The organism is Aeromonas sp. FDAARGOS 1416 (assembly GCF_019048085.1).
Lineage (GTDB): Bacteria > Pseudomonadota > Gammaproteobacteria > Enterobacterales > Aeromonadaceae > Aeromonas > Aeromonas veronii.
In genome coordinates this window covers 282,871-308,863 of the sequence record NZ_CP077301.1, presented here as the reverse complement: position 1 = coordinate 308,863, position 25,993 = coordinate 282,871, and the positions used below count along the sequence as shown (strand labels likewise).

At 58.3% G+C, this 25,993-nt stretch carries 22 protein-coding genes; 5 read left to right on the top strand and 17 right to left on the bottom strand.

All coding sequences use genetic code 11. The features are described 5' to 3' along the window. Window positions 1–89: 89 nt before the first annotated feature. Together tal and I6L46_RS01485 are read left to right on the top strand one after the other, a co-directional pair. Window positions 90–1,040 carry a transaldolase gene (gene tal, locus I6L46_RS01490; protein WP_147746084.1) on the top strand — a complete coding sequence of 317 codons (951 nt, stop codon included), beginning with the start codon at window positions 90–92 and terminating at the stop codon, window positions 1,038–1,040. 159 nt (window positions 1,041–1,199) lie between these two features. Further along, window positions 1,200–1,382: a DUF3545 family protein gene (locus I6L46_RS01485; protein WP_005338547.1), complete on the top strand. Its 183-nt coding sequence runs from the start codon at window positions 1,200–1,202 to the stop codon at window positions 1,380–1,382. Between the two features lie 286 nt (window positions 1,383–1,668). Here I6L46_RS01485 and accA read toward each other — a convergent pair whose 3' ends face one another. The 17 genes from accA to rpsB all read right to left on the bottom strand — a co-directional run bounded on the left by accA (window position 1,669) and on the right by rpsB (window position 20,996). Then, window positions 1,669–2,619 (bottom strand): acetyl-CoA carboxylase carboxyl transferase subunit alpha, encoded by a 951-nt coding sequence (gene accA, locus I6L46_RS01480; RefSeq protein ID WP_005338549.1) that lies wholly within the window; start codon window positions 2,617–2,619, stop codon window positions 1,669–1,671. A 15-nt stretch (window positions 2,620–2,634) separates the two neighbouring features. Beyond that, on the bottom strand, window positions 2,635–6,114 hold the full coding sequence (dnaE, locus tag I6L46_RS01475; RefSeq protein WP_216977202.1) for a DNA polymerase III subunit alpha: 3,480 nt from the start codon (window positions 6,112–6,114) through the stop codon (window positions 2,635–2,637). 38 nt (window positions 6,115–6,152) lie between these two features. Continuing rightward, window positions 6,153–6,743: a ribonuclease HII gene (gene rnhB, locus I6L46_RS01470; protein WP_216977201.1), complete on the bottom strand. Its 591-nt coding sequence runs from the start codon at window positions 6,741–6,743 to the stop codon at window positions 6,153–6,155. A 119-nt stretch (window positions 6,744–6,862) separates the two neighbouring features. Further along, complete coding sequence (gene lpxB, locus I6L46_RS01465) at window positions 6,863–8,002, bottom strand: lipid-A-disaccharide synthase (RefSeq protein ID WP_216977200.1); 1,140 nt, start codon at window positions 8,000–8,002, stop codon at window positions 6,863–6,865. Next, complete coding sequence (lpxA, locus tag I6L46_RS01460; protein ID WP_005338557.1) at window positions 7,995–8,786, bottom strand: acyl-ACP--UDP-N-acetylglucosamine O-acyltransferase; 792 nt, start codon at window positions 8,784–8,786, stop codon at window positions 7,995–7,997. Before lpxA ends, lpxB begins: the two co-directional genes overlap by 8 nt. 5 nt (window positions 8,787–8,791) lie before the next feature. After that, window positions 8,792–9,253 (bottom strand): 3-hydroxyacyl-ACP dehydratase FabZ, encoded by a 462-nt coding sequence (fabZ, locus tag I6L46_RS01455; RefSeq protein ID WP_005338559.1) that lies wholly within the window; start codon window positions 9,251–9,253, stop codon window positions 8,792–8,794. 24 nt (window positions 9,254–9,277) lie between these two features. Next, window positions 9,278–10,297, bottom strand: a complete 1,020-nt coding sequence (gene lpxD, locus I6L46_RS01450; protein ID WP_005338561.1) for a UDP-3-O-(3-hydroxymyristoyl)glucosamine N-acyltransferase — start codon at window positions 10,295–10,297, stop codon at window positions 9,278–9,280. A gap of 3 nt (window positions 10,298–10,300) precedes the next feature. Then, window positions 10,301–10,813 (bottom strand): OmpH family outer membrane protein, encoded by a 513-nt coding sequence (locus tag I6L46_RS01445; RefSeq protein WP_005338563.1) that lies wholly within the window; start codon window positions 10,811–10,813, stop codon window positions 10,301–10,303. Window positions 10,814–10,962: 149 nt separating this feature from the next. Beyond that, window positions 10,963–13,500, bottom strand: coding sequence for an outer membrane protein assembly factor BamA (gene bamA, locus I6L46_RS01440; RefSeq protein WP_216977199.1), 2,538 nt, complete (start codon window positions 13,498–13,500; stop codon window positions 10,963–10,965). 34 nt (window positions 13,501–13,534) lie between these two features. Beyond that, complete coding sequence (gene rseP, locus I6L46_RS01435) at window positions 13,535–14,887, bottom strand: sigma E protease regulator RseP (RefSeq protein ID WP_005338567.1); 1,353 nt, start codon at window positions 14,885–14,887, stop codon at window positions 13,535–13,537. After that, window positions 14,887–16,083, bottom strand: a complete 1,197-nt coding sequence (gene ispC, locus I6L46_RS01430; RefSeq protein WP_216977198.1) for a 1-deoxy-D-xylulose-5-phosphate reductoisomerase — start codon at window positions 16,081–16,083, stop codon at window positions 14,887–14,889. Before ispC ends, rseP begins: the two co-directional genes overlap by 1 nt. Further along, complete coding sequence (locus tag I6L46_RS01425) at window positions 16,083–16,940, bottom strand: phosphatidate cytidylyltransferase (protein WP_026034918.1); 858 nt, start codon at window positions 16,938–16,940, stop codon at window positions 16,083–16,085. The genes ispC and I6L46_RS01425 overlap by 1 nt, the downstream gene beginning before the upstream one ends. A gap of 27 nt (window positions 16,941–16,967) precedes the next feature. Then, window positions 16,968–17,744 (bottom strand): polyprenyl diphosphate synthase, encoded by a 777-nt coding sequence (gene uppS / locus I6L46_RS01420; RefSeq protein ID WP_005338574.1) that lies wholly within the window; start codon window positions 17,742–17,744, stop codon window positions 16,968–16,970. Between the two features lie 72 nt (window positions 17,745–17,816). Beyond that, window positions 17,817–18,374, bottom strand: a complete 558-nt coding sequence (gene frr, locus I6L46_RS01415) for a ribosome recycling factor (protein ID WP_005338576.1) — start codon at window positions 18,372–18,374, stop codon at window positions 17,817–17,819. Window positions 18,375–18,475: 101 nt separating this feature from the next. Next, a complete protein-coding gene (gene pyrH / locus I6L46_RS01410) occupies window positions 18,476–19,210 on the bottom strand; it encodes a UMP kinase (protein ID WP_005338577.1) in 735 nt (244 codons plus the stop codon). 71 nt (window positions 19,211–19,281) lie between these two features. After that, complete coding sequence (gene tsf / locus I6L46_RS01405) at window positions 19,282–20,163, bottom strand: translation elongation factor Ts (protein ID WP_041208076.1); 882 nt, start codon at window positions 20,161–20,163, stop codon at window positions 19,282–19,284. A gap of 104 nt (window positions 20,164–20,267) precedes the next feature. Then, window positions 20,268–20,996, bottom strand: a complete 729-nt coding sequence (gene rpsB / locus I6L46_RS01400) for a 30S ribosomal protein S2 (protein ID WP_005303470.1) — start codon at window positions 20,994–20,996, stop codon at window positions 20,268–20,270. Between the two features lie 371 nt (window positions 20,997–21,367). On the opposite strand from rpsB, the gene map reads away from it, so the two are divergent. The 3 genes from map (at window position 21,368) to dapD (ending at window position 25,880) form a co-directional block, all read left to right on the top strand. After that, window positions 21,368–22,156, top strand: a complete 789-nt coding sequence (gene map / locus I6L46_RS01395) for a type I methionyl aminopeptidase (protein ID WP_216977197.1) — start codon at window positions 21,368–21,370, stop codon at window positions 22,154–22,156. 85 nt (window positions 22,157–22,241) lie between these two features. Beyond that, window positions 22,242–24,878 carry a bifunctional uridylyltransferase/uridylyl-removing protein GlnD gene (gene glnD, locus I6L46_RS01390; RefSeq protein WP_216977196.1) on the top strand — a complete coding sequence of 879 codons (2,637 nt, stop codon included), beginning with the start codon at window positions 22,242–22,244 and terminating at the stop codon, window positions 24,876–24,878. Window positions 24,879–25,052: 174 nt separating this feature from the next. Beyond that, a complete protein-coding gene (gene dapD, locus I6L46_RS01385) occupies window positions 25,053–25,880 on the top strand; it encodes a 2,3,4,5-tetrahydropyridine-2,6-dicarboxylate N-succinyltransferase (protein WP_005338581.1) in 828 nt (275 codons plus the stop codon). Window positions 25,881–25,993: the final 113 nt, after the last annotated feature.

The following is a 25,993-nucleotide window of genomic DNA, read 5'->3' as shown; positions in this document are numbered from 1 at the left end:
GGCACCAAGATCCTGTAATTTTATTTCAGAACCACCGTCTCAAGCCCGCAACCCAGGGATGACTCCCTCATTAAGAGATGATATTCGCTATGGCCGATAAATTAACCCAGCTGAAAGCCCTGACCACTGTTGTTGCCGACACCGGTGATATCGAAGCCATCAAACGCTATCAGCCCATCGATGCCACCACCAACCCCTCTCTGGTTCTGAAGGCCTCCGAGATCCCCGAGTACGCTCCGCTGATCGAAGACGCCATCAACTGGGCCAAAGCCCAGAGCCAGGACAAGGCACAGCAAATCATCGACGCGGGCGACAAGCTGGCCGTCAACATCGGTCTGGAAGTGCTGAAGATCGTTCCGGGCCGTATCTCTACCGAAGTGGACGCCCGTCTCTCCTTCGATACCGAAGCCAGCATCGCCAAGGCCCGCAAGCTGATCCGTCTTTACAACGAAGCGGGTATCAGCAACGACCGCATTCTGATCAAGCTGGCCTCCACCTGGGAAGGGATCCGTGCCGCCGAGGTTCTGGAGAAAGAGGGTATCCAGTGCAACCTGACCCTGCTGTTCTCCTTCGCCCAGGCCCGTGCCTGTGCCGAAGCCGGTGCCTTCCTGATCTCCCCATTCGTGGGTCGTATCCTCGACTGGTACAAGGCCAAAAATGGCCGTGATTACACCGCCAGCGAAGATCCGGGCGTGGTCTCCGTCACCTCCATCTACAACTACTACAAGCAGCACGACTACCCGACTGTCGTGATGGGCGCCAGCTTCCGCAACACCGGCGAGATCCTGGAACTGGCCGGTTGCGACCGCCTGACCATTGGCCCGGCCCTGCTGGAAGAGCTGAGCAAGACCGAAGGCGCCGTGGTACGCAAACTGGACTACACCGGTGAGCGCAAGGCCAAACCGACTCCGATGACCGAAACCGAATTCCGCTGGGAACTGAACCAGGATGCCATGGCTCACGAGAAGCTGGGCGAAGGCATCCGCATGTTCGCCATCGACCAGGGCAAGCTGGAAACCATGCTGGCAAGCCGTCTGTAATCAGTTCTTTTTTCTGATCAAAACCGGGCCCCTACCAAGGGGCCCGGTTTTTTTCATGGGCTTTTTTAGCGCTGTCATAGAGTCGTCACGAAAACGTTTTAATTTCAGATTCGTTATGTTATACGGGTGGTGAAAACGATAAAAACCAAGGAGGGAGCCATGGAAATGTTCAACTTCGATTATGACGAGGTGGTTGAACTCGGTTCGCGTAGCCGCGGGACAACGGGAAAAAAACGTAAATGGCGTGAAATCGAGGCGTTGAAAGACAAACATCGCCTGCAGAAGGAGCTGCAATCCATCGATATCGCCTATGAAGGTCTTACAGACGAGATTGAACTGTAATACCACCAGACACCTGTAAAAGCGCTCCGCATAGTCGGGGCGCTTTTTTATGCCGCAATCGGATAATCACGTGGCTTGTCATGCCATCGCTAGCGATGCCAAAGGATGCTGCAGGCTACTGACAGCCCTCACCAACAGCGTGGCATACCAACCCTGCCCCTCACCCTAGAAGACTGACCTGCGCTGTTTCAGGGCGCATTGTGGCAATCACCGCAAGACAGGTCTTCAGCAATAAAAAGCCCCCGTCGCTGACGGGGGCCTGAATACTCGGGGGTGACGGCTGCGCTTAGCAGTAGCCGTAGCCCAGCAGACGCTGGTAACGCTGCTCCAGCAGTTGCTCGGTATCGAGCGGACGCAGAGCGTCCAAATCCTGCTTGATGCGAGCCTTGAGGTTTTTGGCCATCTTCTCCACATCGCGGTGGGCACCGCCGAGGGGCTCGTCGATCACGTGGTCGATCAGCTTGAGCTCTTTCAGACGCTGGGCAGTGATCCCCATCGCTTCGGCAGCCACAGAAGCTTTGTCAGCACTCTTCCACAGGATGGAGGCACACCCTTCCGGCGAGATGACGGAGTAGGTAGAGTACTGCAGCATGTTGACGCGGTCACCAACGCCGATTGCCAGCGCACCACCGGAGCCACCCTCACCGATCACGGTGCAGACGACCGGCACAGTCAGACCGGCCATCACCTTCAGATTGCGGGCAATCGCTTCGGACTGGCCACGCTCTTCGGCACCGACGCCGGGGTAAGCACCCGGGGTGTCGATAAAGGTGATGATCGGCATCTTGAAGCGCTCGGCCATCTCCATCAGACGCAGGGCCTTGCGGTATCCTTCCGGACGCGGCATGCCGAAGTTGCGCTTGATCTTCTCTTTGGTCTCGCGACCCTTCTGGTGACCAATCACCATCACCGGCTCGCCGTCGAGACGGGCGATGCCGCCGACGATAGCCTTGTCATCGGCATAGGCGCGATCGCCAGCCAATTCGTCGAAATCGGTGAAGATATGCTCGATATAGTCAAAGGTGTAGGGGCGCTGGGGATGACGCGCCATCTGGGATACCTGCCAGGCACCCAGATCACCGAAGATCTTCTTGGTCAGCTCTTCGTTTTTCTTCTCCAGCCGGCGGATCTCGTCTTTCAGATCCACGGCGTGATTGCCTTCACTCACATGTTTGAGTTCATCAATCTGCGCCTGCAACTCGGCAATCGGCTGTTCAAAATCCAGAAAAAGACTCATAGGGCCTTAGAACCTCTAATCAAAAACCAACTCGACCCGCTCTCGTCCAAGCAGGACGCGCAAGTCATCTAACAGTTGATCGGTGGGCGTCACCCGCCACTCGGTACCGAGCGTCAATCGCACCCGGGAACCGGGGCGACGATAGTTTACCTGAACCGGACAGACTCCGGCACGGGCGGGCTCCAAAATCTCGCACAAACGCGGAAAAAAGCGATCATCGATACGCTGTTCATCGAGGGAGATGCGGATTGCTCTGGCAAAACGCTCCCTCGCATCGTTGATATCCAGTAATTCTCGAGCCGACATTTTAAGGCCACCGGAGAAGTCATCAAAGCTGACCTGTCCAGAAACCACCAAAATGCGGTCTTTTTGCATCAATTCTTCATATTTTTCCAGCGCTTCACTGAACAGGGTCACATCAAGGCGACCGGAACGGTCGTCCAGGGTGAAGATCCCCATCTTGTTGCCACGCTTGGTCACCATGCTGCGAGCCGCGATCACCAGCCCCGCCGCCGTGGTCACAGTATCGCGGGAGGTAGGATGCAGATCACACAAGCGACCCGAGGTATAACGACGCAATTCGCTGCTGTACTGGTTGATGGGGTGGCCGGTGAGATAGAGTCCGAGGGTCTCGCGCTCCCCTTCCAGCCACACCTTGTCAGGCCAGTGCGGCACGTTGGCAAACGCCTTCTTGACGTCGTCAATCTCTTCGGTGAGCACGCCGAACATGTCGACCTGCCCCACCGCCTGCGCCTTGGCGTGCTGCTCGGCGGCCCGCATCGCCTCCTCCAGCGTCGCCATCAGGGCGGCGCGGTGAGGACCGAGCCTGTCCATGGCCCCGGAGAGGATGAGCTTCTCCATCACCCGCTTGTTGAGCTTCTTGATGTCGACCCGGTTGCAGAAGTCGAACAGATCGCGGAACGGGCCGTCCTGATCCCGGGCGCTCAAGATCGCATCGATGGGGCCTTCACCGACCCCTTTCACCGCCCCGATCCCGTAGACGATATGACCATCTTCGTTGACCGAGAAGCGATAGCGGCCGGTGTTCACATCCGGCGGGATCACCGTCAGCCCCATCCGCTGGCACTCATCCACCAGGGTCACGATTTTGTCGGTGTTGTCCATATCGGCGGTCATGACCGCCGCCATGAACTCGGCCGGGAAGTGGGTCTTGAGCCAGAGGGTCTGGTAGGAGACCAGCGCATAGGCGGCGGAGTGGGATTTGTTAAAGCCGTAGCCCGCAAACTTCTCCACCAGATCGAAGATTTTCATCGCCAGTTCGCCGTCGATGCCATTCTTGACGGCGCCCTCCTCGAAACCGGCCCGCTGCTTGGCCATCTCCTCGGGCTTTTTCTTACCCATCGCCCGGCGAAGCATGTCCGCGCCACCCAGCGTATAACCCGCCAGGGTCTGGGCGATCTGCATCACCTGCTCCTGATAGAGGATGATGCCGTAGGTCGGTTCCAGAATCGGTTTCAGGCTCTCGTGCTGCCACTTCTCGTCCGGATAGGAGATCGCTTCATTACCGTGCTTGCGGTCGATGAAGTTATCCACCATGCCTGACTGGAGCGGGCCCGGTCGGAACAGGGCCACCAGTGCGATCATGTCTTCGAAGCAGTCGGGGCGTAGCCGCTTGATGAGATCCTTCATGCCGCGGGATTCCAGCTGGAATACCGCTGTGGTCTCGTAGCGTTGCAGCAGGTCGAACGACTTCTTGTCATCGATAGGGATGGCGGCGATATCCACCGGCGGCTTGCCCTCTTTGGCAAGACGCGGGTTTATCATGCCGAGCGCCCAGTCGATGATGGTGAGCGTTCGCAGACCCAGGAAGTCGAACTTCACCAGACCGGCGTATTCCACATCGTTCTTGTCGAACTGGGTGACCGGGTGATGGCCTTCGTCATCGCAGTAGAGCGGTGCAAAGTCGGTGATCTTGGTGGGTGCGATGACCACGCCACCGGCGTGTTTACCGGCGTTGCGCACTACCCCTTCCAAGCGGCGGGCCATGTCGATGAGGTCCTTGACCTCCTCATCCTGCTCGTAGAGCTCGGGCAGCTTGGGCTCGGCCTCGAATGCCTTGGCAAGCGTCATGCCCGGATCCGGCGGGATCAGCTTGGAGATACGATCCACAAAGCCGTAAGCGTGGCCCAGCACCCGGCCCACGTCCCGCACCACCGCCTTGGCCGCCATGCTACCGAAGGTGATGATCTGGGAGACCGCATCCCGGCCATACATGTCGGAGACGTGCTCGATCACCTCGTCGCGTCGGTCCATGCAGAAGTCGACGTCGAAGTCGGGCATGGATACCCGCTCGGGGTTCAGGAAACGTTCGAACAGCAGGTCAAATTCCAGCGGGTCGAGGTCGGTGATCTTGAGGGCGTAAGCCACCAGAGAGCCCGCCCCCGAGCCCCGGCCCGGGCCAACGGGAATGCCGTTGTCCTTGGACCACTGGATAAACTCCATCACGATGAGGAAGTAACCCGGGAAGCCCATCTGGTTGATCACTTTCAGCTCAACATCGAGACGCTCGTCATACTCGGGACGTCGCTCGGCCCGCACAGCAGGATCCGGGAACAGGAACTCGAGACGCTCCTCCAGACCCTCTTTCGATTTGGCCACCAGAAAATCTTCTGTGGTCATGTCGCCGGTCGGGAAGTTGGGCAGGAAGTACTCGCCGAGACGCACCGTCACGTTGCAGCGTTTGGCGATCTCCACCGTGTTTTCCAGCGCTTCGGGGATATCGGCAAACAGCTCCGCCATCTCCTCCTGACTGCGCAGGTACTGCTGGGGGCTGTAGCGACGGGGACGGCGTTTGTCCATCAGGGTATAGCCATCGTGGATGGCAACCCGGATCTCGTGGGCGTCGAAGTCATCGGCGTTGAGGAACACCACCTCGTTGGTGGCGACCACCGGCAGCTCGAACTCGGTGGCGATGGCCACCGCCATGTGCAGATAGACCTCTTCGTCGGGTCGACCGGTACGCAGCAGTTCGAGGTAGTAGGCATCGGGGAAGTGGGTCTGATAGAAGGCGACACACTGCTCGGTCATCTGCCGGTTGCCCTTGAGCAGGAACTTGCCCACATCCCCCTCGCGGCCACCGGAGAGGACGATCACCCCCTTGGCGTGTTCGGCGAGCCAGCTCTTGTCGATAACCGGCCGCCCTTGCACGTGGCCGCGCTGGTAACCGCGGGAAATAAGCAGGGTGATGTTCTGGTAGCCGTCGTTATCCATGGCGAGCAGGGTGAGACGGAACTGCTCGTCGCCGAGCTCATCGCTCTGCACCCAGAAGTCGGCACCGACGATGGGCTTGATCCCCTTGCCGTGGGCCGCGCCATAGAAGCGCACCAGACCGCACATGTTCATCTGATCGGTCAGCGCCAGCGCCGGCATGTTGTTGGCCGCCGCCGCCCCGACGATGGGATTGATCTTCTGCAGGCCATCGACCATGGAGAAGTCGGAGTGGACTCGCAGGTGGATAAAACGGGGGTCAGCCATCGTCATCTCCTCTCGCTGCTCAAACTAAATGGCATGGTCTACTCGATCCCCAGTGCGCGGCGCACCGGTTTGAAGCTCTTGCGATATTCGGGCAACGGGCCGCGCTCGGCCAGCATGGCGAGATGCTCCGCAGTCGGATAGCCCTTGTGGCGGGCAAAACCATACTCGGGATGACGGCTGTCCAGCTCGGTCATCTCCGCATCGCGGGTCACCTTGGCGAGGATCGAGGCGGCGCTGATGGCGGCCACCAGGCTATCGCCCTTGACCACGGCGCGCGCTTCCATCGGCAGCGCCGGACAGCGGTTGCCATCGATAAAGACCAGCTCGGGGGTGACCTTCAACCCCGCCACGGCGCGCTGCATCGCCAGCATGGTGGCATGCAGGATGTTGAGCTCGTCGATCTCCTCCGGAGTGGCGCGACCGATGGCCCAGGCGAGCGCCTTCTCTTTGATCTCGTCAAACAGCGCCAGCCGCTTCTTCTCGGAGAGCTTCTTGGAGTCGTTGAGCCCCGCGATCGGATTGGCGGGGTCGAGAATGACCGCAGCGGTGACCACGTCACCCACCAGGGGGCCACGACCCACTTCGTCCACACCGGCAACCAGCTTGTCGTCAGGAATATCGATCATCATCTTGTAGCCTTGAATCAAAACAGGCCCCGTGGGGCCTGACAGGGGTCGACTGGCGCGGCATCACCGCTCGGAAAACGGATTAACGGGCTGCTCGGCGCAATCGACGGTCCGAAATAGCGTTATCTGCCGAGCAGATCCGCCACCGCATCGGCAGCCTGCGAGTCGGCATTGCAGCGGATCAGCTGGTGCAGCTCGGTGAAGGTGTTGACCAGCGCACTGTTGTCGTGCTCGAAGTACTTGCTCACCTCTTCCACCAGATTCTCCGGGGTGCACTCGTGCTGGATCAGTTCCGGCACCAGCATGCGACCGGCGAGCAGGTTGGGCAGAGAGACAAATTCGGTCTTTACCAGTCGCTGGGCCAGCCAATAGCTGAAGGGCTTGAGCTTGTAACCCACCACCATCGGCTTTTTCACCAGCATGGCTTCAAGCGCCGCGGTACCGGAGGCCAACATCACCACGTCGGCGGCGATCATCGCCTCGCGGCCCTGCCCTTCCAGCAGCACCATGTCGAGACCCGGCGCTACCTCGGCCTTGATGGTCATAAACTGCTCGCGCCGTTTCTGGTTGACCAGCGGCACAATGAAGCCGAGATCCGGATAGCGCACCGTCAGGTGTTTGCACGCCTCGAGAAACAGGGGGGACATAAAGCCCACTTCTGCGGTGCGGCTGCCCGGCAGCACCGCCAGCCAGCGGCGATTGGCATCGATACCGAGATTGCGACGTACGGCGGCCTGATCCGGCACCAGCGGAATGTCATCCGCCATGGTGTGACCGACAAAACGGCAAGGGGCGTCGAAGCGGTCGTAGAAGGCTTTCTCGAACGGCAGGAAGGCGAGCACCATGTCGGTAGCGGCCTTGATCTTGTGAATGCGGTTCTGACGCCAGGCCCACACCGAGGGGCTGACATAGTGAACCGTCTTGATACCGGCGCGGCGCAGTTTCAGCTCCACTCCGATATTGAAATCCGGTGCATCCACGCCGATGAAGATATCGGGCGGATTGGTAATAAAGTGGCGCAGCAGTTCGCGACGAACCTTGAGGATGCGCGGCAGACGGCCAAGCACCTCGGTGATCCCCATGACGGAGAGCTCTTCCATCTCGAACAGGGCCTTGACGCCGAGGGCCTGCATCCGCGGCCCGGCGATCCCTTCGAACTGCGCATCCGGGTAGCGGGCCTGCAGCTCGCGCACCAGACCGGCAGCCAGAATGTCGCCGGAGACCTCTCCGGCGACGATACCGATACGAACCGGATCAGGCACGGATGATCCCGCGCTCGTTATCTTTGAGGAAGTCCACATAGAGCTGGACGGCCGGTTCGGCTTGCGCCATCTCGATCAGCACCGGCAGCACCTCTTCGATGGTCTTGCCGGAACGGAAGATCTCTTTGTAGGCACGCTTGACGGCAGAGATGGCCTCGGCGCTGAAACCGCGGCGACGCAGACCTTCGGAGTTGACCCCGAATGGCTTGGCGTAGTTGCCGGCGGCCATCACGTAAGGCGGCACGTCCTTGTTCAGGGCGGCGCAGCCACCGACGAAGGCGTGGGAACCGACGCGACCGAACTGGTGAATGGCGGAGAGACCACCAAAGATCACGAAGTCACCGATCACCACGTGGCCCGCCAGGGTCGCGTTGTTGGCGAAGATGCAGTTGTCACCGATGATGCAGTCGTGGGCAACGTGAACGTTGACCATGAACAGGTTGCCACTGCCCACCTTGGTCAGGGATTGATCCTGAATGGTGCCGCGGTGGAAGGTGCAGTTCTCGCGAATGACGTTGTTGTCGCCAATCTCGAGGAAGGTGCGCTCACCGGCGTACTTCTTGTCCTGGCAATCCTCACCGATGGAGGTGTGCTGGAAGATCTTGTTGCCACGACCAATCTTGGTCGGGCCCTTGATCACCACATGGGAACCTACCCAGGTGTTGTCACCGATTTCCACCTCGGCGCCGATGACAGAAAAGGGGCCGATTTCAACCCCTTTACCGATCACGGCAGACTCATGGACGATGGCAGTATCGTGAATGATGGCAGTCTGGTCGATCACGTGTGTTAAACCTCGCGTTTGGCGCACATCAGCTCGGCGGTACAGACCACTTCACCGTCGACGGTGGCGACACCGGTGAACTTGGCAATACCGCGACGCTCTTTCAGGAACTCCACGTCCAGCACCAGTTGGTCACCGGGGCCGACCGGGCGCTTGAAGCGAGCGTTGTCGATTGAGGCAAAATAGTAGAGTTCGTTGGGAGACGGCTTGCCCACCATGGTAAAGGCCAGGATACCGGTGGCCTGTGCCATCGCTTCCAGGATCAGTACGCCAGGAAACACCGGCTTGGCCGGGAAGTGCCCCTGGAAGATCGGCTCGTTGAACGAGACGTTCTTGATGGCGCGCAGAGTTTTGCGCTCATCGCTGATCTCGTAGTCGTCTACACGATCCACCATCAGAAACGGATAACGGTGGGGCAGCAGATCCATGATTTCCTGGATACCCAGGCTCTTCTTTTCAGTAGTCAAAACAGTACCCTATACCAATCGTGATTATTCTTGATCCAGCTTCTTCTCAAGCTTGCTTAACCGCTTGTGCATCTCTTCGATACGCATCACCCGGGCGGCGGTCTTGCGCCACTCTTTATTGGTTTGCAGAGGGATGCCGGAAGAGTAGACACCGGGCTCGGTAATGGGTCGCATCACCATGGCCATACCGGTAACGGTGGCCTGGTCGCAGATCTCCATATGCCCGTTAAAGACGGAAGCGCCGCCAATGATACAGTATTTGCCGACCTTGAGACTACCAGCCATCACGGTAGAGCCCGCCACGGCGGTACCGTAACCGATCTCCACGTTGTGGGCGATCTGGCACTGGTTGTCGATGATGACGTTGTCAGCGATGCGGGTATCTTCCAGCGCACCGCGGTCAATGGTGGTACAGGCACCGATCTCGACCCGGTTGCCAATGGTCACGCCGCCGAGCTGGGGGATCTTGATCCACTCGCCACGTTCGTTGGCATAACCGAAACCATCGGCCCCGATCACTGTGCCGGATTGAACCAGACAGTCGGTGCCCATGGTCACATTGTGATAGAGGGTGACGTTGGCCCACAGCCGGGAGCGAGCTCCCAGCCGGGTGTTCTTGCCAACAAAACAGCCCGGGCCAATGCGTACATCGTCACCCAGCACGACGCCGGATTCGATCACTGCATTGGCGCCGATGGCCACTCTCTCGCCCAGTTGCACGTCAGCCGCGATAACGGCGCTCGGATGAATATCCGTGGCCGGCTGCGGGGTGGTGTCCAGCAGTTGGGCTACCCGGGCAAAGCCCACATAGGGGTCTTTGAGCACCAGGGCATTGGTGGGACAAAATGGCAGATCCGCTTCTGTAATGAGCACGGCGGTCGCCTTGCTCTGCTCCAGATAGTGCCGGTACTTTTTGTTGGACAGGAAGGTAATATCCCCCTCCCCGGCCTTTTCCAGTGTCGCTACCTTGCGGATTTCCAGGGTTCCGTCGCCATGGACCTGGGCCCCCAGTTGCTGGGCCAGCTGTGCGAGAGTGAATGCCATCAATTAGTTGCTCTTGCTTACCTGAGAAATAACCTGGCCGGAGATGTCCAGCTTGCTGGCGGCATACGGGGCGGCATTGCGCTCCAGCACCAGATCGTAACCATTGCTCTTGGCGATGGAATCGATGGCAGCCTGCACCTTGGTCAGGATCTTGTTGCGCTCTTCGGACTGACGGCGACCGTTGTCCTGCTCAAAGGCTTGACGCTTCTGGTTGAACTCCATCTGCAGCTTGGCCAGCTTCTCCTGATTCTGCTTCTTCTGCTCGGCGCTCATGAAGGCTTCATCCTTGCGGAACTTCTCGACCAGCTTCTGGCCTTCCTGTTCCAGCTTCTGCAGCTCACGCATACGCGGCTCGAATTCACCTTTCAGCTTGGCTGCAACGGCTTCACGCTGGGGCAGCTTTTGGAAGACTTCGCCCATATCCACCACGGCGATCTTGGTCTCAGCGAAGGCAGAACCCATGCCGGCAGCCATCAGTGCAAAGCTCAAACCAGCTACTTTCAACGCTTTATTCACACTTACTCCTTGTTCCCTCATGGCGAGGGCTACCTGATTTACCCGATTATGCAAGCGGCGTTAGGACCGTCTTGTTACCTGGTGAGGCACGCATACCGCGCGTCCCATCATTGAAGACCCCCACCTCATGGGTGGGGGCGAAACTCTGCTTAGAAAGTACGACCGATGTTGAAGGAGAAGAACTCGGTGCGATCCCCTTCATATTTCTTGATCGGCTTGGCCAAGGCAAACACCAGCGGGCCCATCGGCGAGAGCCACTGCAGGGAAACACCGGCAGAGACCCGGATATTGCCCGGGTTGGAGTAGTCCTGGCTCAGATAGTTGCAATCAGAACCGGCGGCGCAAGGATATGCTCCGTTGGCAAAATCAGTGCTCCAGACGGTACCTGCATCCATAAAGACGGTGGAACGGATCTGCGGACGATAGGTCTCGGAAACGAACGGGGTCGGGAAGACCAGCTCCAGTGAGGCGACGGCCAGAGCGTTACCACCCACCGAGGTGTCGGAGCCTTCGTACAGACAGCCAGATGGGTTAGCTGGGTCTGGCCGACAAACTGGTGAATTGCCAGGTGTGGGCTTGTCGTAAACCTTATAGATTGCCTTGGGACCAATGGTATTGCTCTTGAAGCCGCGTACTGTATCGAAACCGCCAGCATAGTAGTTCTCGAAGAACGGCAGCATGGCGTCGTCGCCATAGCCGTTACCGTAGGAGACACGACCCTTGCCGATCATCACCCAGCTGTGATCCGCATCGAGCGGGAAGTAGTGGGCATCTTCGGCAGAGAGCTTGTAGTACTGCAGCTCCATGCCCGGTACGGTCACCTTGGCGTTGATACGCTGACGATCACCGGCGGTCGGGAACATCCCCTTGTTCAGGGTAGAGCGGGTCCAGCCAGCGGTGACATCGACGGTCACGAAATCGAGGTTGGAACCATCCTGTGAGTAAGCATTCCAGAACTGATCCATCTGCACCGACTGGCGATTGTCGTTCCACTGATCCCAGCAGTAGTCAGGATTACTCTCATTATCTTTCAAGCACTGTTCATAATTTTGAGCATTGAATGACGGACGACTCAGCTTGGTGCTCTCGATACCGGTACTGAAATCGAGACGGTTGAACTCGTTGACCGGGAAGCCGCTGGAGAGACGGAAACCGATGGTTTCGTTCTCGTAATCAACGATATCGGCATCATCGGCGCGGAACTGGTTGTAGTAGACCCGACCACCCAGGCTGACACCATCCACGGTGAAGTAGGGGTCGTTGTAGCTCAGGTCAACGTTCTTGGAGTAGTCGTTGGTGCTGGCGTTGATGGAGACCTTTTTACCGGTACCCATAAAGTTGTCCTGGGAAATCCCCGCCTGCAGGCTCAGACCCGATTCGGTACCGTAACCGATACCTGCGTTGATGGAGCCTGCTGGCTGCTCCTTAACCTTGAAGTCGAGGTCAACCAAGTCATCGTTGCCCGGCACCCGCTTGGTGTCCACTTCGACGCTCTCGAAGTAGCCAAGGCGGTTGAGACGGCTCTTGGACTGCTCGATGTTGTCGGATGAGAGCCAGGTGCCCTCCATCTGGCGCATCTCGCGACGCAGCACCTGATCTTCGGTAGTGGCGTTACCGCTGAAGTTGATATTGCGCACATAGACGCGCGGACCCGGCTCAACGTTGACGATCAGCTCGACTTCCTTGGTCTTGTCATTGACCTGCGGGAAAGTGACCACTTTCGGATAGGCGTAGCCATAACGGCCGAGGAACTTGGAGAGCACCTCTTCGGTATGAGTCACCTGACTGGCGGAGTAGGTGCTGCCAGCAGCAATCGGGATCAATCCCTTCATCTCGCCACCGCGATCGATCAGGTCACCCTTGAGCTGGACGCCGGAGACCTTGTACTGATCCCCTTCCTTGATGTTGAGGGTGACGTAGACGCCCTTCTTGTCGGGGGTCATGGAGACCTGGGTAGACTCCTGCTGGAAGCGGATATAGCCGCGGTCCATGTAGTAGGAGCGCAGGGTCTCGATATCACCGGCCAGTTTCTGCTTCTGATAGCGCTGATCGGCGGTGAAGTTCCACCAGGGCACTTCGTCGCGCAGGGAGAGCTGGGCAATCAGCTTCTCTTCAGGGAAGACGCTGTTGCCGACGATGTTGATCTGCTGGATCTTGGCCGCTTCCCCTTCCACGAAGGTGAACTTGAGGTCGACCCGGTTGCGCGGCAACGGGGTGACGACGGCCTTGACCTTGGCGGAGTATTTACCCACGCCATAGTAGAAATCTTCCAGTCCCTTCTCGAGGGAAGTGAGTACGGTGCGATCCAGCGGATCACCCACACGGATACCGGAGGACTCCAGACTCTGGGTCAGTTGCTCCTCTTTGATATCCTTGTTGCCGGCAAACTCGATGCTGGAGATAGTCGGACGCTCCTTGACCATCACCTGCAGCACCTGGCCGTCACGGTAAACCTTCACATCCTCGAAGTTACCCGAGGCATAGAGCTTTTTGATGGCGCTGGCCAGAGCCACGGAGTCGACGGTATCACCGACCCGGATCGGCAGGTTCAACAGTGCGGCACCCAGGGTCACCCGTTGCAGACCTTCGACCTGGATATCTTGCACCACAAAAGAGGCAGGGGCCGCCTGGGCCAGGAAACTGGCACCCAGCAGGCAACTCAACACCAATGCTTTTTTAACAGCCATTTTGTTCTTATGTGTCCTTGTTGATGCTCTGGCCTCAGAGGCGAGCGAAATCGTTAAACAGCGCAATGCCCATCAATAACATCAGAATGGCGGCGCCGATCCTGAAACCCACTTCCTGTATTTTCTCTGATACCGGCTTGCCGGTGACCGCTTCGATCAGGAAATAGACCAGATGGCCACCATCGAGCACCGGCAGGGGGAACAGATTGATAATTCCCAGGTTGACGCTGATCAGCGCCAGAAAACTCAAGAAATAGACCAGACCATAGTCGGCACTGCTGCCGGCGCCCTTGGCAATGGAGATGGGGCCGCTCAGGTTGTCCAGCGACACGATGCCACCGATCAACTTGCCAATCATGTCAAAGGTGAGCGTGATCAGGCTCCAGGTCTTGTCCGCGCCATGCCACAGCGCCTGCAAAGGCCCATACTGTAACAGAATTCGATATTCATCCGGTAATGGAACGAGTTGCGGCGAGAGACCGACGAATCCTACCAGCTTGCCCTGCACTTTGCGGCTATCCGGGGTCAGGGTCACGTTGAGATCACTGTTGTTGCGCTCAACCACCACTTGCAGGGGTTCACCCGGTGCCTGCTGCACCAGTTCGACAAACTGGGCCCACGCGGTAATAGGCTGATCGCCGACCTGTTTGATACGGTCACCGACCTGTAGCCCCGCCTTTTCACTGGCACTCTTGGCCACCACTGCAGCCACGACGGGCAGCACTTTGCCACTCAGGGGGACGATCCCCAAGCTGCCAATGGGCGACTCTTTATCCGGATCGAAGGTCCAGCCGGTCAGCGACAAGGTTTTATCGGTGGCATAGCTGGTATTGGGTGCCTGCACCTTGAGAGTCACTGCATCATCACCCAGATGACTGATAAGGGCGTAAGTGACGCTCTCCCAGTCACCGGTCTGCTCATCACCGACCCCGACAATCTCCATCCCCGGTAGCACACCCGCCTCGGCAACGATGGATGCCGGGCGCACTTCACCGATCACCGGCTTGACGCTCGGCACCCCGATGATAAACATCAGCCAGAGGGCAAACAGGGCAAAGACGAAGTTGGCCATGGGACCTGCGGCGACAATCGCCATCCGCGCCCAGACACTCTTGTGGTTGAAGGCATACTGCTCGTCACCGGGCTTGAGTTCATCGACCCGGCCATCGAGCATCTTGACGTAACCACCGAGCGGGATCAGCGCCAGCACATATTCGGTGCCATCCTTACCCATCCGGCGCCAGATCGCCTTGCCAAAACCGATGGAGAAGCGCTCAACTTTGACGCCACAACGACGGGCCACCCAGAAGTGACCAAACTCGTGCACCGCGACCAGCAGGCCCAGCGCAACAACAAAGGCACCGATATTCCACAACACACCGCCCATCAGCCAAGCTCCTCAATCAAAGTGTGAGCACGGGCTCTTGCCGCACCGTCCAGGGCAAACAGATCATCGAGCGAGCCGACGGCGCAGCTCTCCAGCTCCAGCATCACTGCCTCGTTGATCCGGGCAATATCCATAAAGCCGATGCGCCCGGCCAGGAAGGCAGCAACCGCCTCCTCGTTGGCCGCATTGAGCGCAGTAGTCGCCGCTTGTCCCTTCTGGCAGGCATTAATGGCCAGCGCCAGACAGGGGTAGCGATCATAATCAGGCCGGATAAAGCTGAACTCTCCGACACTGAAGAAATCCAAAGGTTCCACACTGGAGGGGATGCGATTGGGATAAGCCAGCGCATGGGCGATGGGGGTACACATATCCGGGTTGCCAAGCTGGGCCAGCACGGAGCCATCCTTGTACTGCACCATGGAGTGGATCACCGACTGCGGGTGGATCACCACCTGGATCTGCTCGGGCGCCGCATTGAACAGCCAGCGCGCCTCGATGTACTCCAGCCCCTTGTTGATCATGGTGGCGGAGTCGACCGAAATCTTGGCCCCCATCGACCAGTTGGGATGAGCGATGGCCTGCGCCGGCGTCACCTTCGCCAGCTCGCTGATCTCGGTGTAACGGAACGGGCCGCCAGAACCGGTCAGCAAAATCTTGCTGATCCCCGCCGCCGCCAGATCGCAAAAACCGGGCTGGCGCTGCACGGCGGTCGGCAGACACTGGAAGATAGCATTGTGTTCGCTGTCGATGGGCAGCAGCTCGGCGCCATGTTCGCGCACGGCCTCCATGAAGAAAGCACCGGACATCACCAGCGCCTCCTTGTTGGCCAGCAAAATACGCTTGCCGGCACGTACCGCGGCCATGGTCGGGGCCAGACCGGCTGCCCCCACAATGGCGGCCATCACGCTATGGGTGTCGGGGTGAGCGGCCACATCGCAGAGGGCTGCTGCACCAGACATGACCCTGGTAGCACTGCCGTGCGCTTTCAGACGGGCAGCCAGTTCACGGGCTGCATCCTCATCGACCATCACGGCAAAACGGGGGGAGAATTCGAGGCAGTCCCGCAACATGGCATCCACGTTGCGGGCGGCGGTCAACGCCAACACTTGCCAACTGCCCGGGTTATGGCGCAGCACTTTCAAGGTACTCTGACCAATGGAGCCGGAGGCTCCCAGAATAACCAGTGACTTGTGCATCAAAACTCCTGACTGAGTAGCAGATAACTGAGCAGAAACACCGGCAGGGCGGCGGTCAGGCTGTCAATCCGGTCGAGAATGCCGCCATGACCCGGCAACAGGGTGCCGGAGTCCTTGATGCCCGCCTCGCGCTTGAACATGCTCTCGGTCAGATCACCGAGCACAGAAGCAAGCACCGCCAACAGAGAGCAAAACAGCACGGTGATCATCTTGGCAGGAACAAATCCCATCGACCAGGTGACACCGATGGCCAGCAGGCTGGCGGTAAAGAGGCCGCCGCACATCCCTTCGATGGTTTTGCCCGGACTCACAGCCGGTGCCAGCTTGTGCTTACCGAACGCCTTGCCGAAAAAATACGCGCCAGAATCTGCCGCCCAGACCAGTCCCATCACGAACAACAGGATCCAGGCGCCCATCATGGGGTCATGGTAAAAGTTGTAACCACGGATGGCGACCAGCGACCAGAAGAAGGGAACCAGGGTCACCAGACCAAACAGCGACTTGAGCCAGATAGACTCTTTCCACAGCTTGGCGCTTTGGGGATAGCGCAGCACCAGCAGCAGACCCAGCAGCCACCAGCTTACCGCTGTCCAGAGCACGCCCATCACGAGGGGGTGCAGGTGGGGCGTCCAGAGTTGCTCCACCGGCAGCCAAAAGAGGCTGGCACCGAGCAACAGACAAAATACGATGGGTAACCATTGCTGCGGAGCAGCAGAGACAAACCCGCTCCATTCGCGACTGGCCAACAAAAACACCAGCGCAGCCAACAGGGCAAAAAATTTCAATGGCAGAAAGAAGAGCGCCCCCAACACCAGGGGGATCAACATCAAAGCAGTAATAATTCGTTGTTTTAGCAAAAGAAACCTCTCTCTTGGGAGCGGGGTTTAGCCGGTCTGCTGCTCGGCGATCAATTCCCGTATCTGTTCACCCGTGCAACCGAAGCGACGCTCGCGGGCAACGAAAGAGGCAACCGCCTCACTGAACTCGGCCTCGTTGAAATCGGGCCACAATACCGGGGTAAAATAGAGCTCGGCATAGGCGAGCTGCCATAACACAAAGTTGCTGATGCGATGATCGCCACCGGTGCGGATCAACAGGTCCACGGGTGGCAGATCGGCCATGCAAACCTCGCGGGTCAACATGGATTCATCAATGTCGTCAGCGGCCAGTTCACCGGCCGCCACTGCTTTAGCCAGCTTGCGGGCCGCCTGGGCGATATCCCACTGGCCGCCATAGTTGGCCGCAATGTTCAGGGTCAACCCCTTGTTATTGGCGGTCAAGGCTTCCGCCTTGGCGATTTTGGCCTGCAACCGCTCACTAAAGCGAGCAGTATCGCCAATCACCTTGAGCCGGATCCCGTTGTTGTGCAGTTTCTGCACCTCACGACCCAGCACTGTGATGAACAGTTCCATCAAGGCACTGACCTCCCCTTCCGGGCGGCGCCAGTTCTCGCTGGAGAATGCAAACAGGGTCAATGCCTCGATCTTGGCACGCGCAGCAAAGGTAACGGCCTCGCGCACTGACTTGACGCCCGCCTTGTGGCCATAAACCCGCATCTTGCCTCGGTTCTGGGCCCAGCGACCGTTACCATCCATGATGATGGCGACGTGACGGGGTAAAGACGAGTTGGCACAATCACCCAACGCAGCCAAAAGCGACATGTAATTCTCCCACAAAGACAAAAGCGCCGTGCAGGGGCACTACACGGCGCTCGTAATATACCTTTCAGACGGTTAGATTTCCATTAGCTCCTTCTCCTTTACGGCAAGGGCCTCATCGACCAGCTTGATGTAGGAGTCGGTCAGTTTTTGGATCTCTTCCTGGGCGCGACGGTCGTCGTCTTCGGAGATCTCTTTGTCCTTCAGCAGCGCTTTCAGGTCAGCGTTGGCGTCACGACGGATGTTGCGCACGGCAACACGGGCATTTTCAGCTTCGGCACGGACGATCTTGGTCAGGTCACGACGACGCTCTTCGGTCAGCGGCGGCAGCGGCACACGCAAGGTCTGGCCATTGCTGGACGGGTTCAGGCCCAGATCGGAGGTCAGGATCGCCTTCTCTACCGCCTGGATCATGGAGCGGTCAAAAATGGAGATGGAGAGGGTGCGAGCATCTTCTGCCACGACGTTGGCCAACTGTTTCAGCGGAGTGGCAGCACCGTAATACTCAACCTGGATGCCGTCGAGCAGGCTCGGGTGAGCACGGCCGGTACGGATCTTGGACATTTGAGTCTTGAGCGCTTCTACGCTCTTGCCCATACGGTCCTTGGCGTCGTTTTTAATCTCGTTGATCACAGTGGTTTTCCTTTTGGCGAACGAGCCGCTACACGGCCCGTGTCTATCTTATTTACTGACGTGATGGATAGGATAAGAGCGCCAGGTGGCTCACTTTTATCTTATTTACCAACGTGGTGGATCAGAGTGCCTTCCGGTTCACCCATGACAACCCGGCGCAGGGCACCCGGTTTGTTCATGTTGAACACGCGGATCGGCAGATCATGGTCACGTGCCAAGGTAAAGGCAGCAAGATCCATCACCTTGAGCTCTTTTTCAAGAACTTCATCATAACTCAGTTCATGATACAGCACGGCATCCGGATTCTTGACCGGATCTTCGTTATATACACCATCAACCTTGGTGGCTTTGAGCACCACGTCAGCTTCGATCTCGATCCCGCGCAGGCAAGCCGCAGAATCGGTAGTGAAGAAGGGGTTGCCGGTACCGGCAGAGAAGATAACGACTTTGCCAGCACGCAGCTGGCTGATTGCCTCGGCCCAGCTGTAGGAGTCACAGACACCCTGCAGGGAGATGGCAGACATCAGACGGGCATTCACATAAGCACGATGCAGGGCATCACGCATGGCCAGACCGTTCATCACGGTTGCCAGCATACCCATGTGGTCGCCCACCACGCGGTTCATGCCCGCCTTGGCAAGACCGGCACCACGGAACAGGTTGCCGCCACCGATGACCAGACCGACCTGAACACCCAACTCAACCAGTTCTTTGATCTCTTGGGCCATCCGCTCCAGCACCGCCGGATCAATGCCGAAACCCTCGGATCCTTGCAGGGCTTCACCACTCAACTTCAGAAGAACACGTCTGTATGCAGGTTTGGGATTGGTACTCATGTCACTGATTCCTGGTCATATAAAGACCGCGACATAAGTCGCGGTCTGGGGAAACGGAAAAACCGGTTCGATTAAGCCTTCTGAGCGGCCGCGATTTGAGCTGCAACTTCAGCAGCGAAATCGGTCTCTTGCTTCTCGATGCCTTCGCCCACTTCGAAACGGGTGAAGGAGACAACGTCAGCGCCTTCTTTCTTCAGCAGCTCGGCAACGGTCATGGAAGGATCTTTCACGAACGGCTGACCAGTCAGGGAAACCTCACCGGTGAACTTCTTCATGCGGCCTTCAACCATCTTCTCGGCGATCTCTTTCGGCTTGCCGGAGTTGATGGCGATGTCGATCTGGATTTCGCGCTCTTTGGCAACGACGTCAGCGGAAACATCTTCCGGCTTGACGAACTGCGGGCTGTTGGCCGCTACGTGCATGGCCAGATCTTTGGCCAGCTCGTCGGTACCGCCAGTCAGCTTGGTGATAACACCAATGCGGGAACCGTGAACGTAGGTACCCAGGTTGTCACCTTCAACCAGCATCACGCGACGCAGGTTCATGTTCTCACCGATCTTGGCGATCAGGTTGGTGATGGTCAGCTCTACGGACTCACCGTTGCCGAAGTCAGCGGCTTTCAGCGCGTCAACGTCAGCAATCTTCTGGGTAGCAGCGATCTCGACGATCTTCTGACCCATGGCCAGGAAGCCGGCATCCTTGGAAACGAAGTCAGTCTCACAGTTCAGCTCGATCATGACGGCAACGTTGCCTTCGGTACGGGCGAAGATCACACCTTCAGCGGCGATACGGCCAGCTTTCTTGGCGGCTTTGGCCTGACCGGATTTGCGCATGTTCTCAATTGCCAGCTCGATATCACCAGCAGCTTCTTCCAGTGCTTTTTTGCAATCCATCATGCCAGCGGCGGTGCGCTCGCGCAGTTCTTTTACCAGGGCGGCAGAAATGTTTGCCATGTCCAGTATCCTCGGTCTTGAATTGACAAGAAACAGGGGCCACAAGGGCCCCTGCTAACCAATTACATCAGCTTGGTTAATAAGGGCTTTGCAGTCCTTATCAATTACTCAGCTTCAACGAAGCCATCTTGTTCAGCTTGAACAACGATGTCCTGAGCGCGAGCTTCCAGTACGGTGTCAGCAGCAGCATTCAGGTACAGCTGAACAGCACGGATAGCGTCGTCGTTACCCGGGATGACGTAATCAACGCCGTCCGGGTTGGAGTTGGTATCAACGATGGAAACTACCGGGATACCCAGGTTGTTGGCTTCTTTGATAGCGATGTGCTCGTGGTCGGCATCGACAACGAACAGAACGTCAGGCAGGCCGCCCATGTTCTTGATACCACCCAGGCTCTTCTCCAGCTTTTCCATTTCGCGAGTACGCATCAGCGCCTCTTTCTTGGTCAGCTTGTCGAAGGTACCGTCTTGGCTCTGGGTTTCCAGATCTTTCAGGCGCTTGATGGACTGACGAACGGTTTTCCAGTTGGTCAGCATGCCGCCCAGCCAGCGGTGGTTAACATAGAACTGGTCGCAACGCTCAGCGGCTTCTTTTACGGCTTCAGACGCGGCACGCTTGGTACCTACGAACAGTACCTTGCCTTTCTTGGCAGCTACGGAGCTGATGAAGTTCATGGCATCGTCAAACATCGGAACGGTTTTTTCCAGGTTGATGATGTGAACTTTGCTGCGGGCACCGAAGATGTAGGATTTCATTTTCGGGTTCCAGTAACGAGTCTGGTGACCGAAGTGAACGCCGGCTTGCAGCATGTCGCGCATAGAAACTTTAGCCATTTTATACCTCTGTATTGGGGTTAGGCCTCCACACATCCCATATAACCGACCCGTTAAGGCACCCCGGCATATGTGTCGATGTGTGTGTGTTGTTTAAGTAAGGGTGATGAAATCGGGACGCAAGTTCCCCATTCCGGCGCGCTTTATACCATAACTTTGTTCAGGACACCACCGGCCGACACCCTAAACAGATGTAAATATGGATCCCGCCAAAGGATGCTGCGACGCCGATTTGACGTTGTGATGACAATCACACTGGAAGTACGCGGGGGTTGCGGATAAAATTTTGCCCTGATTGCAAACGCATCTATTTTTCATTACCTGTCCTGTCTGCCCTCGCAGGCCCAGCGGCAGGCCGCAAGAGAGATCCCATGTCCATTAAAATCAAGACACCGGAAGAGATTGAAAAGATGCGCGTTGCCGGCCAATTGGCCGCCGATGTGCTGGTCATGATTGCGCCCCATGTCAAAGCTGGCGTCACCACTGACGAACTGAACACCCTCTGCCACGACTATATTGTCGACGTACAACAGGCGGTTCCAGCTCCGCTCAACTACCACGGCTTCCCCAAATCCATCTGCACCTCGGTGAACGATGTGATCTGCCACGGTATCCCGAATCACAAGAAGCTGCGCGATGGCGACATCATCAACCTGGATATCACCGTTATCAAGGATGGTTACCACGGCGATACCTCGGCCATGTTCATCGTGGGCGAGACCACCCCGCTGCGCCGCCAGCTCTGCAAGGTTGCGCAAGAGAGCCTCTACGCTGCCATCAAGAAGGTGCGTCCGGGTGCCTGCATCACCGAGATTGGCGCCGTCATTCAACCCATCGTCGAGAAGGCCGGTTTCTCCGTGGTGCGTGACTACTGTGGTCACGGTATCGGTGCCGAGTTCCACGAAGAGCCGCAGATCCTCCACTACCGCAACAGCGGCAAGCTGGAGATGAAAGCGGGCATGTGCTTCACCATCGAGCCCATGGTCAACAGCAAGAAGTATCACTGCAAGGTCAATCCGAAGGATGGCTGGACCGTAACCACCAAGGATGGCGGCGACTCCGCCCAGTGGGAGCACACCCTGCTGGTGACCGAGGATGGCTGCGAGGTGCTTACCCTGCGCCCCGATGACACTATCGACCGCTTCATCAAACACAGCTAACATCGAACCCCGGCCCTGAACTTCCAAAGCGCCGGGGTTTTTACTTCTGTTTCAGCTATTTGCCTGCCACTGTGTGTGAGATGCCATGGACGCCAGCCTGCTTTCCCCCCATTTGTTACCCGATGACCAGCTCACTCGCGACAACTGCAAAGAGTACCTGAGCCGCTTTCTCGGCTGGCTGCACGCCCGTTTTGATGCCGGCGACAACATCATCGAGCTGGTCGCCACCCGCTCCGAGTACATGGATCAGTTGCTCTGCCGGTTGTGGCAGAAGTTCGGCTTTGACAAGAGCGATCTGACCCTGATCGCGGTTGGGGGCTATGGCCGCGGCGAGCTGCACCCACACTCCGATATCGACCTGCTGATCCTCTATGACGGCGACGAGCTGGACGAGGTGTTGGGACTGCGCATCGGCGAGTTCATCACCTTGCTGTGGGATCTCAAGCTTGAGGTGGGTCAGGCGGTGCGCAACGTGGCGGAGTGCCTCGAGCAGGGGCGCGCCGATATTACGGTCGCCACCAACCTCATCGAGGCCCGCTACATCACCGGTCGCCAGGAAGGCTTCCGGCAACTGAAAGAGGCCACCGGCCCCCAGCACTTCTGGCCAAGCGAAGCCTTCTTTCGCGCCAAACGGCAAGAGCAGGCGGAGCGTCATCAGCAGTTTCTCGGCACCGCCTACAAGCTGGAGCCCGATCTCAAGAGCAATCCGGGCGGCCTGCGGGATATTCAAACCCTCGCCTGGGTCGCCCGCCGCCACTTCGGCGCCACTACCTTGTTCGAGATGACCAGCCACGGCTTTCTCAACCGGGCCGAGTACCGCGAGCTGCTCGACTGCCAGAATTTTCTCTGGAAGGTGCGCTTTGCCCTGCATATGGCCATCAACAAGGGAGATAACCGCCTGCTGTTCGATCGCCAGCGCACCGTGGCCCAGATGCTGGGGTTCGAGGGAGAAGGCAACACCCCGGTCGAGCAGATGATGAAGCGCTTCTACCAGACGGTACGGCGTGTCTCGGAGCTTAACGAGATGCTGCTGCAGCTGTTTGACGAGGCGATCCTCGGCAACACCGCCATGGATGTGCGCCGCCTCTCCGACGAGTTCCAGCTTCGTGGCCGCCTCATCGATGCGGTGGATGCGGAGCTGTTTAGCCGTGAACCGGCCGCTATCCTGCGCCTCTTCTATCAGATGGCCCAGCATCCCGAGATTGCGGGCATCCACTCGGCCACCTTGCGCCAACTGCGCGAGGCGCGCCGCAAACTGAACTGCTGGTTGCAGGACTTGCCTGACTGCCGTCGCCTCTTTATGGCGCTGCTGCGCCACCCCAACGGCATCGGCCTGCCGCTCACCCTGATGCACAAATACGGCATCCTCGCCGCCTATCTGCCCCAGTGGAACTTGATCGTCGGCCAGATGCAGTTCGATATGTTCCACGCCTACACGGTGGATGAGCACACCCACCGGCTGCTCAAGAACATTCACCAGTTCCCCAATCCGGCCAGTCGCCAGAGCCACCCGCTCTGCCACGAGGTCTTCACCCGGCTGCGCAAACCGGAGCTGCTCAGCATCGCGGCCCTGTTCCACGACATCGCCAAGGGGCGGCGCGGCGATCACTCGGAGCTCGGCGCCGTCGATGCGCTGGAGTTCTGCCAGCTGCACGGTCTGGATCGCTACGAGAGCCGACTGGTCGCCTGGCTGGTGCGCCACCATCTGCTGATGTCGGTCACCGCCCAGCGCCGCGATATCTATGACCCCGACGTGGTCACCGATTTTGCCCAGAAGGTGCGCGACGAGCAGCATCTCGACCTGCTTTACTGCCTCACCGTGGCCGATATCTGCGCCACCAACGATACCCTGTGGAACGACTGGAAGGGCACCCTGCTGCGGGAGCTCTACTTCGCCACCCAGAAGGCGCTGCGCCAGGGGTTGGAGAACCCGCCCGACATGCGGCTGCGCATTCGCGAAAACCAGCGTCAGGCCAAGCAACTGCTGGCGCAACGGGATGTATCGGAAGAGGCAATCAACCTGCTCTGGGCCGATTTCAAGGCCGACTACTTCCTGCGCCACAGCCCGGAGCAGATCGCCTGGCACTGCCGCCACATCATCGAGCATGGCGACAATCCGGCACCGCTGGTGATCATCGGCAAACATCCGACCCGCGGCGGCAGCGAGGTATTTATCTACTGCCGCGATACCCCGAATCTGTTTGCCACCGTGGCCTCGGCGCTGGATCAGAAAAACCTCAACATCCACGACGCCCAGATCATGAACTCGCGCAGCAACTTCGTGCTCGATACCTTCGTGGTGCTGGAGCCAAGCGGCGAACCCATCAGCCCCAACCGTACCGCCACCATCAAGAAGGCGCTGGAGAAGGCGCTGCAGGAGCCGGGCAAGCTGGTGCTGCGCAACAAGCCGCTGTCGCGGCGCCACCGCCAGTTCAGCGTACCGACCCGGGTAGTCTTTCTGCCCCATAAAGGGGAAAGCCGTCACACCCTGATGGAGCTGACTGCACTCGATACCCCCGGCCTGCTGGCCCGGATCGGTGCCGTTTTCCAGCAGTGCGGGCTGTCGCTGCACGCCGCCAAAATCGCCACTTTCGGTGAGAGGGTCGAAGACTTTTTCAGCCTGACCAGCCTCGATGGCGAACCATTGACCGCCGAGCAGCAAAAACAGCTCGAAGAGCGACTGGTACACCAACTCAATCCCCAACAGTCGGTGCTGGATTAAGCGAAGAGTGACTCGAAAGAGGCTGATTGTCGGACGTTTTTTGCCATGCCAAACAACTGGTTGGCACACACCGGATGAAGAAATGACCGCTGGCCGGAAGAATTCCGGTCAACCCCTTAAAAACAGTCGGAAAAGTGTGATACAACAAACAGAATTTTTTAAAGGAAACCTGTCATGACCGAGTTGCAACAGATCATTGAAGCGGCCTTCGAGCGCCGCGACACCATTACTCCGGGCTCCGTGGATAGCGCCACCAAGTCCGCCATCCTGCAAGCCATCGACCTGCTGGACTCCGGCAAGGCGCGGGTTGCCGAGAAGATCGCCGGTGAGTGGGTTGTCCATCAGTGGTTGAAGAAAGCGGTACTGCTCTACTTCCGCATCAACGACAACGGCATCATCAAGGGCGACGATGCCCAGTACTACGACAAGGTTCCCCTCAAGTTCTCCAACTACACTGCCGAGCAGTTCAAGGAAGCGGGTGTGCGCGTGGTGCCGCCGGCAACAGCCCGCAAAGGCTCTTTTATCGCCCCCAATACCGTGCTGATGCCCTCCTATGTCAACATCGGCGCCTTCGTTGACGAAGGTACCATGGTCGATACCTGGGCTACTGTCGGCTCTTGCGCCCAGATCGGTAAGAACGTCCACCTCTCCGGCGGCGTCGGCATCGGCGGCGTACTGGAACCGCTGCAGGCCAACCCGACCATCATCGAAGACAACTGCTTTATCGGCGCCCGCTCCGAAGTGGTTGAAGGGGTGATCGTTGAGGAAGGTTCCGTCATCTCCATGGGCGTCTTTATCGGCCAGTCCACCCGCATCTATGACCGCGAAACCGGCGAAATTCACTACGGCCGCGTACCGGCTGGCTCTGTAGTCGTCTCCGGCTCCCTGCCCTCCAAGTGCGGCAAGTACAGCCTCTACGCGGCGGTGATCGTCAAAAAGGTCGATGCCAAAACCCGTGCCAAAGTCGGCATCAACGCTCTGCTGCGCTCCATCGACGAGTAATCAGCATTGCTGTGATGAAAGGGCGCCTGATGGCGCCCTTTTCATTTTGGCGCCCCTGTCACAGGCAAGCCATGAGGCATCGGTTAAGATGGATGGGACAGGATCGTTTCAAA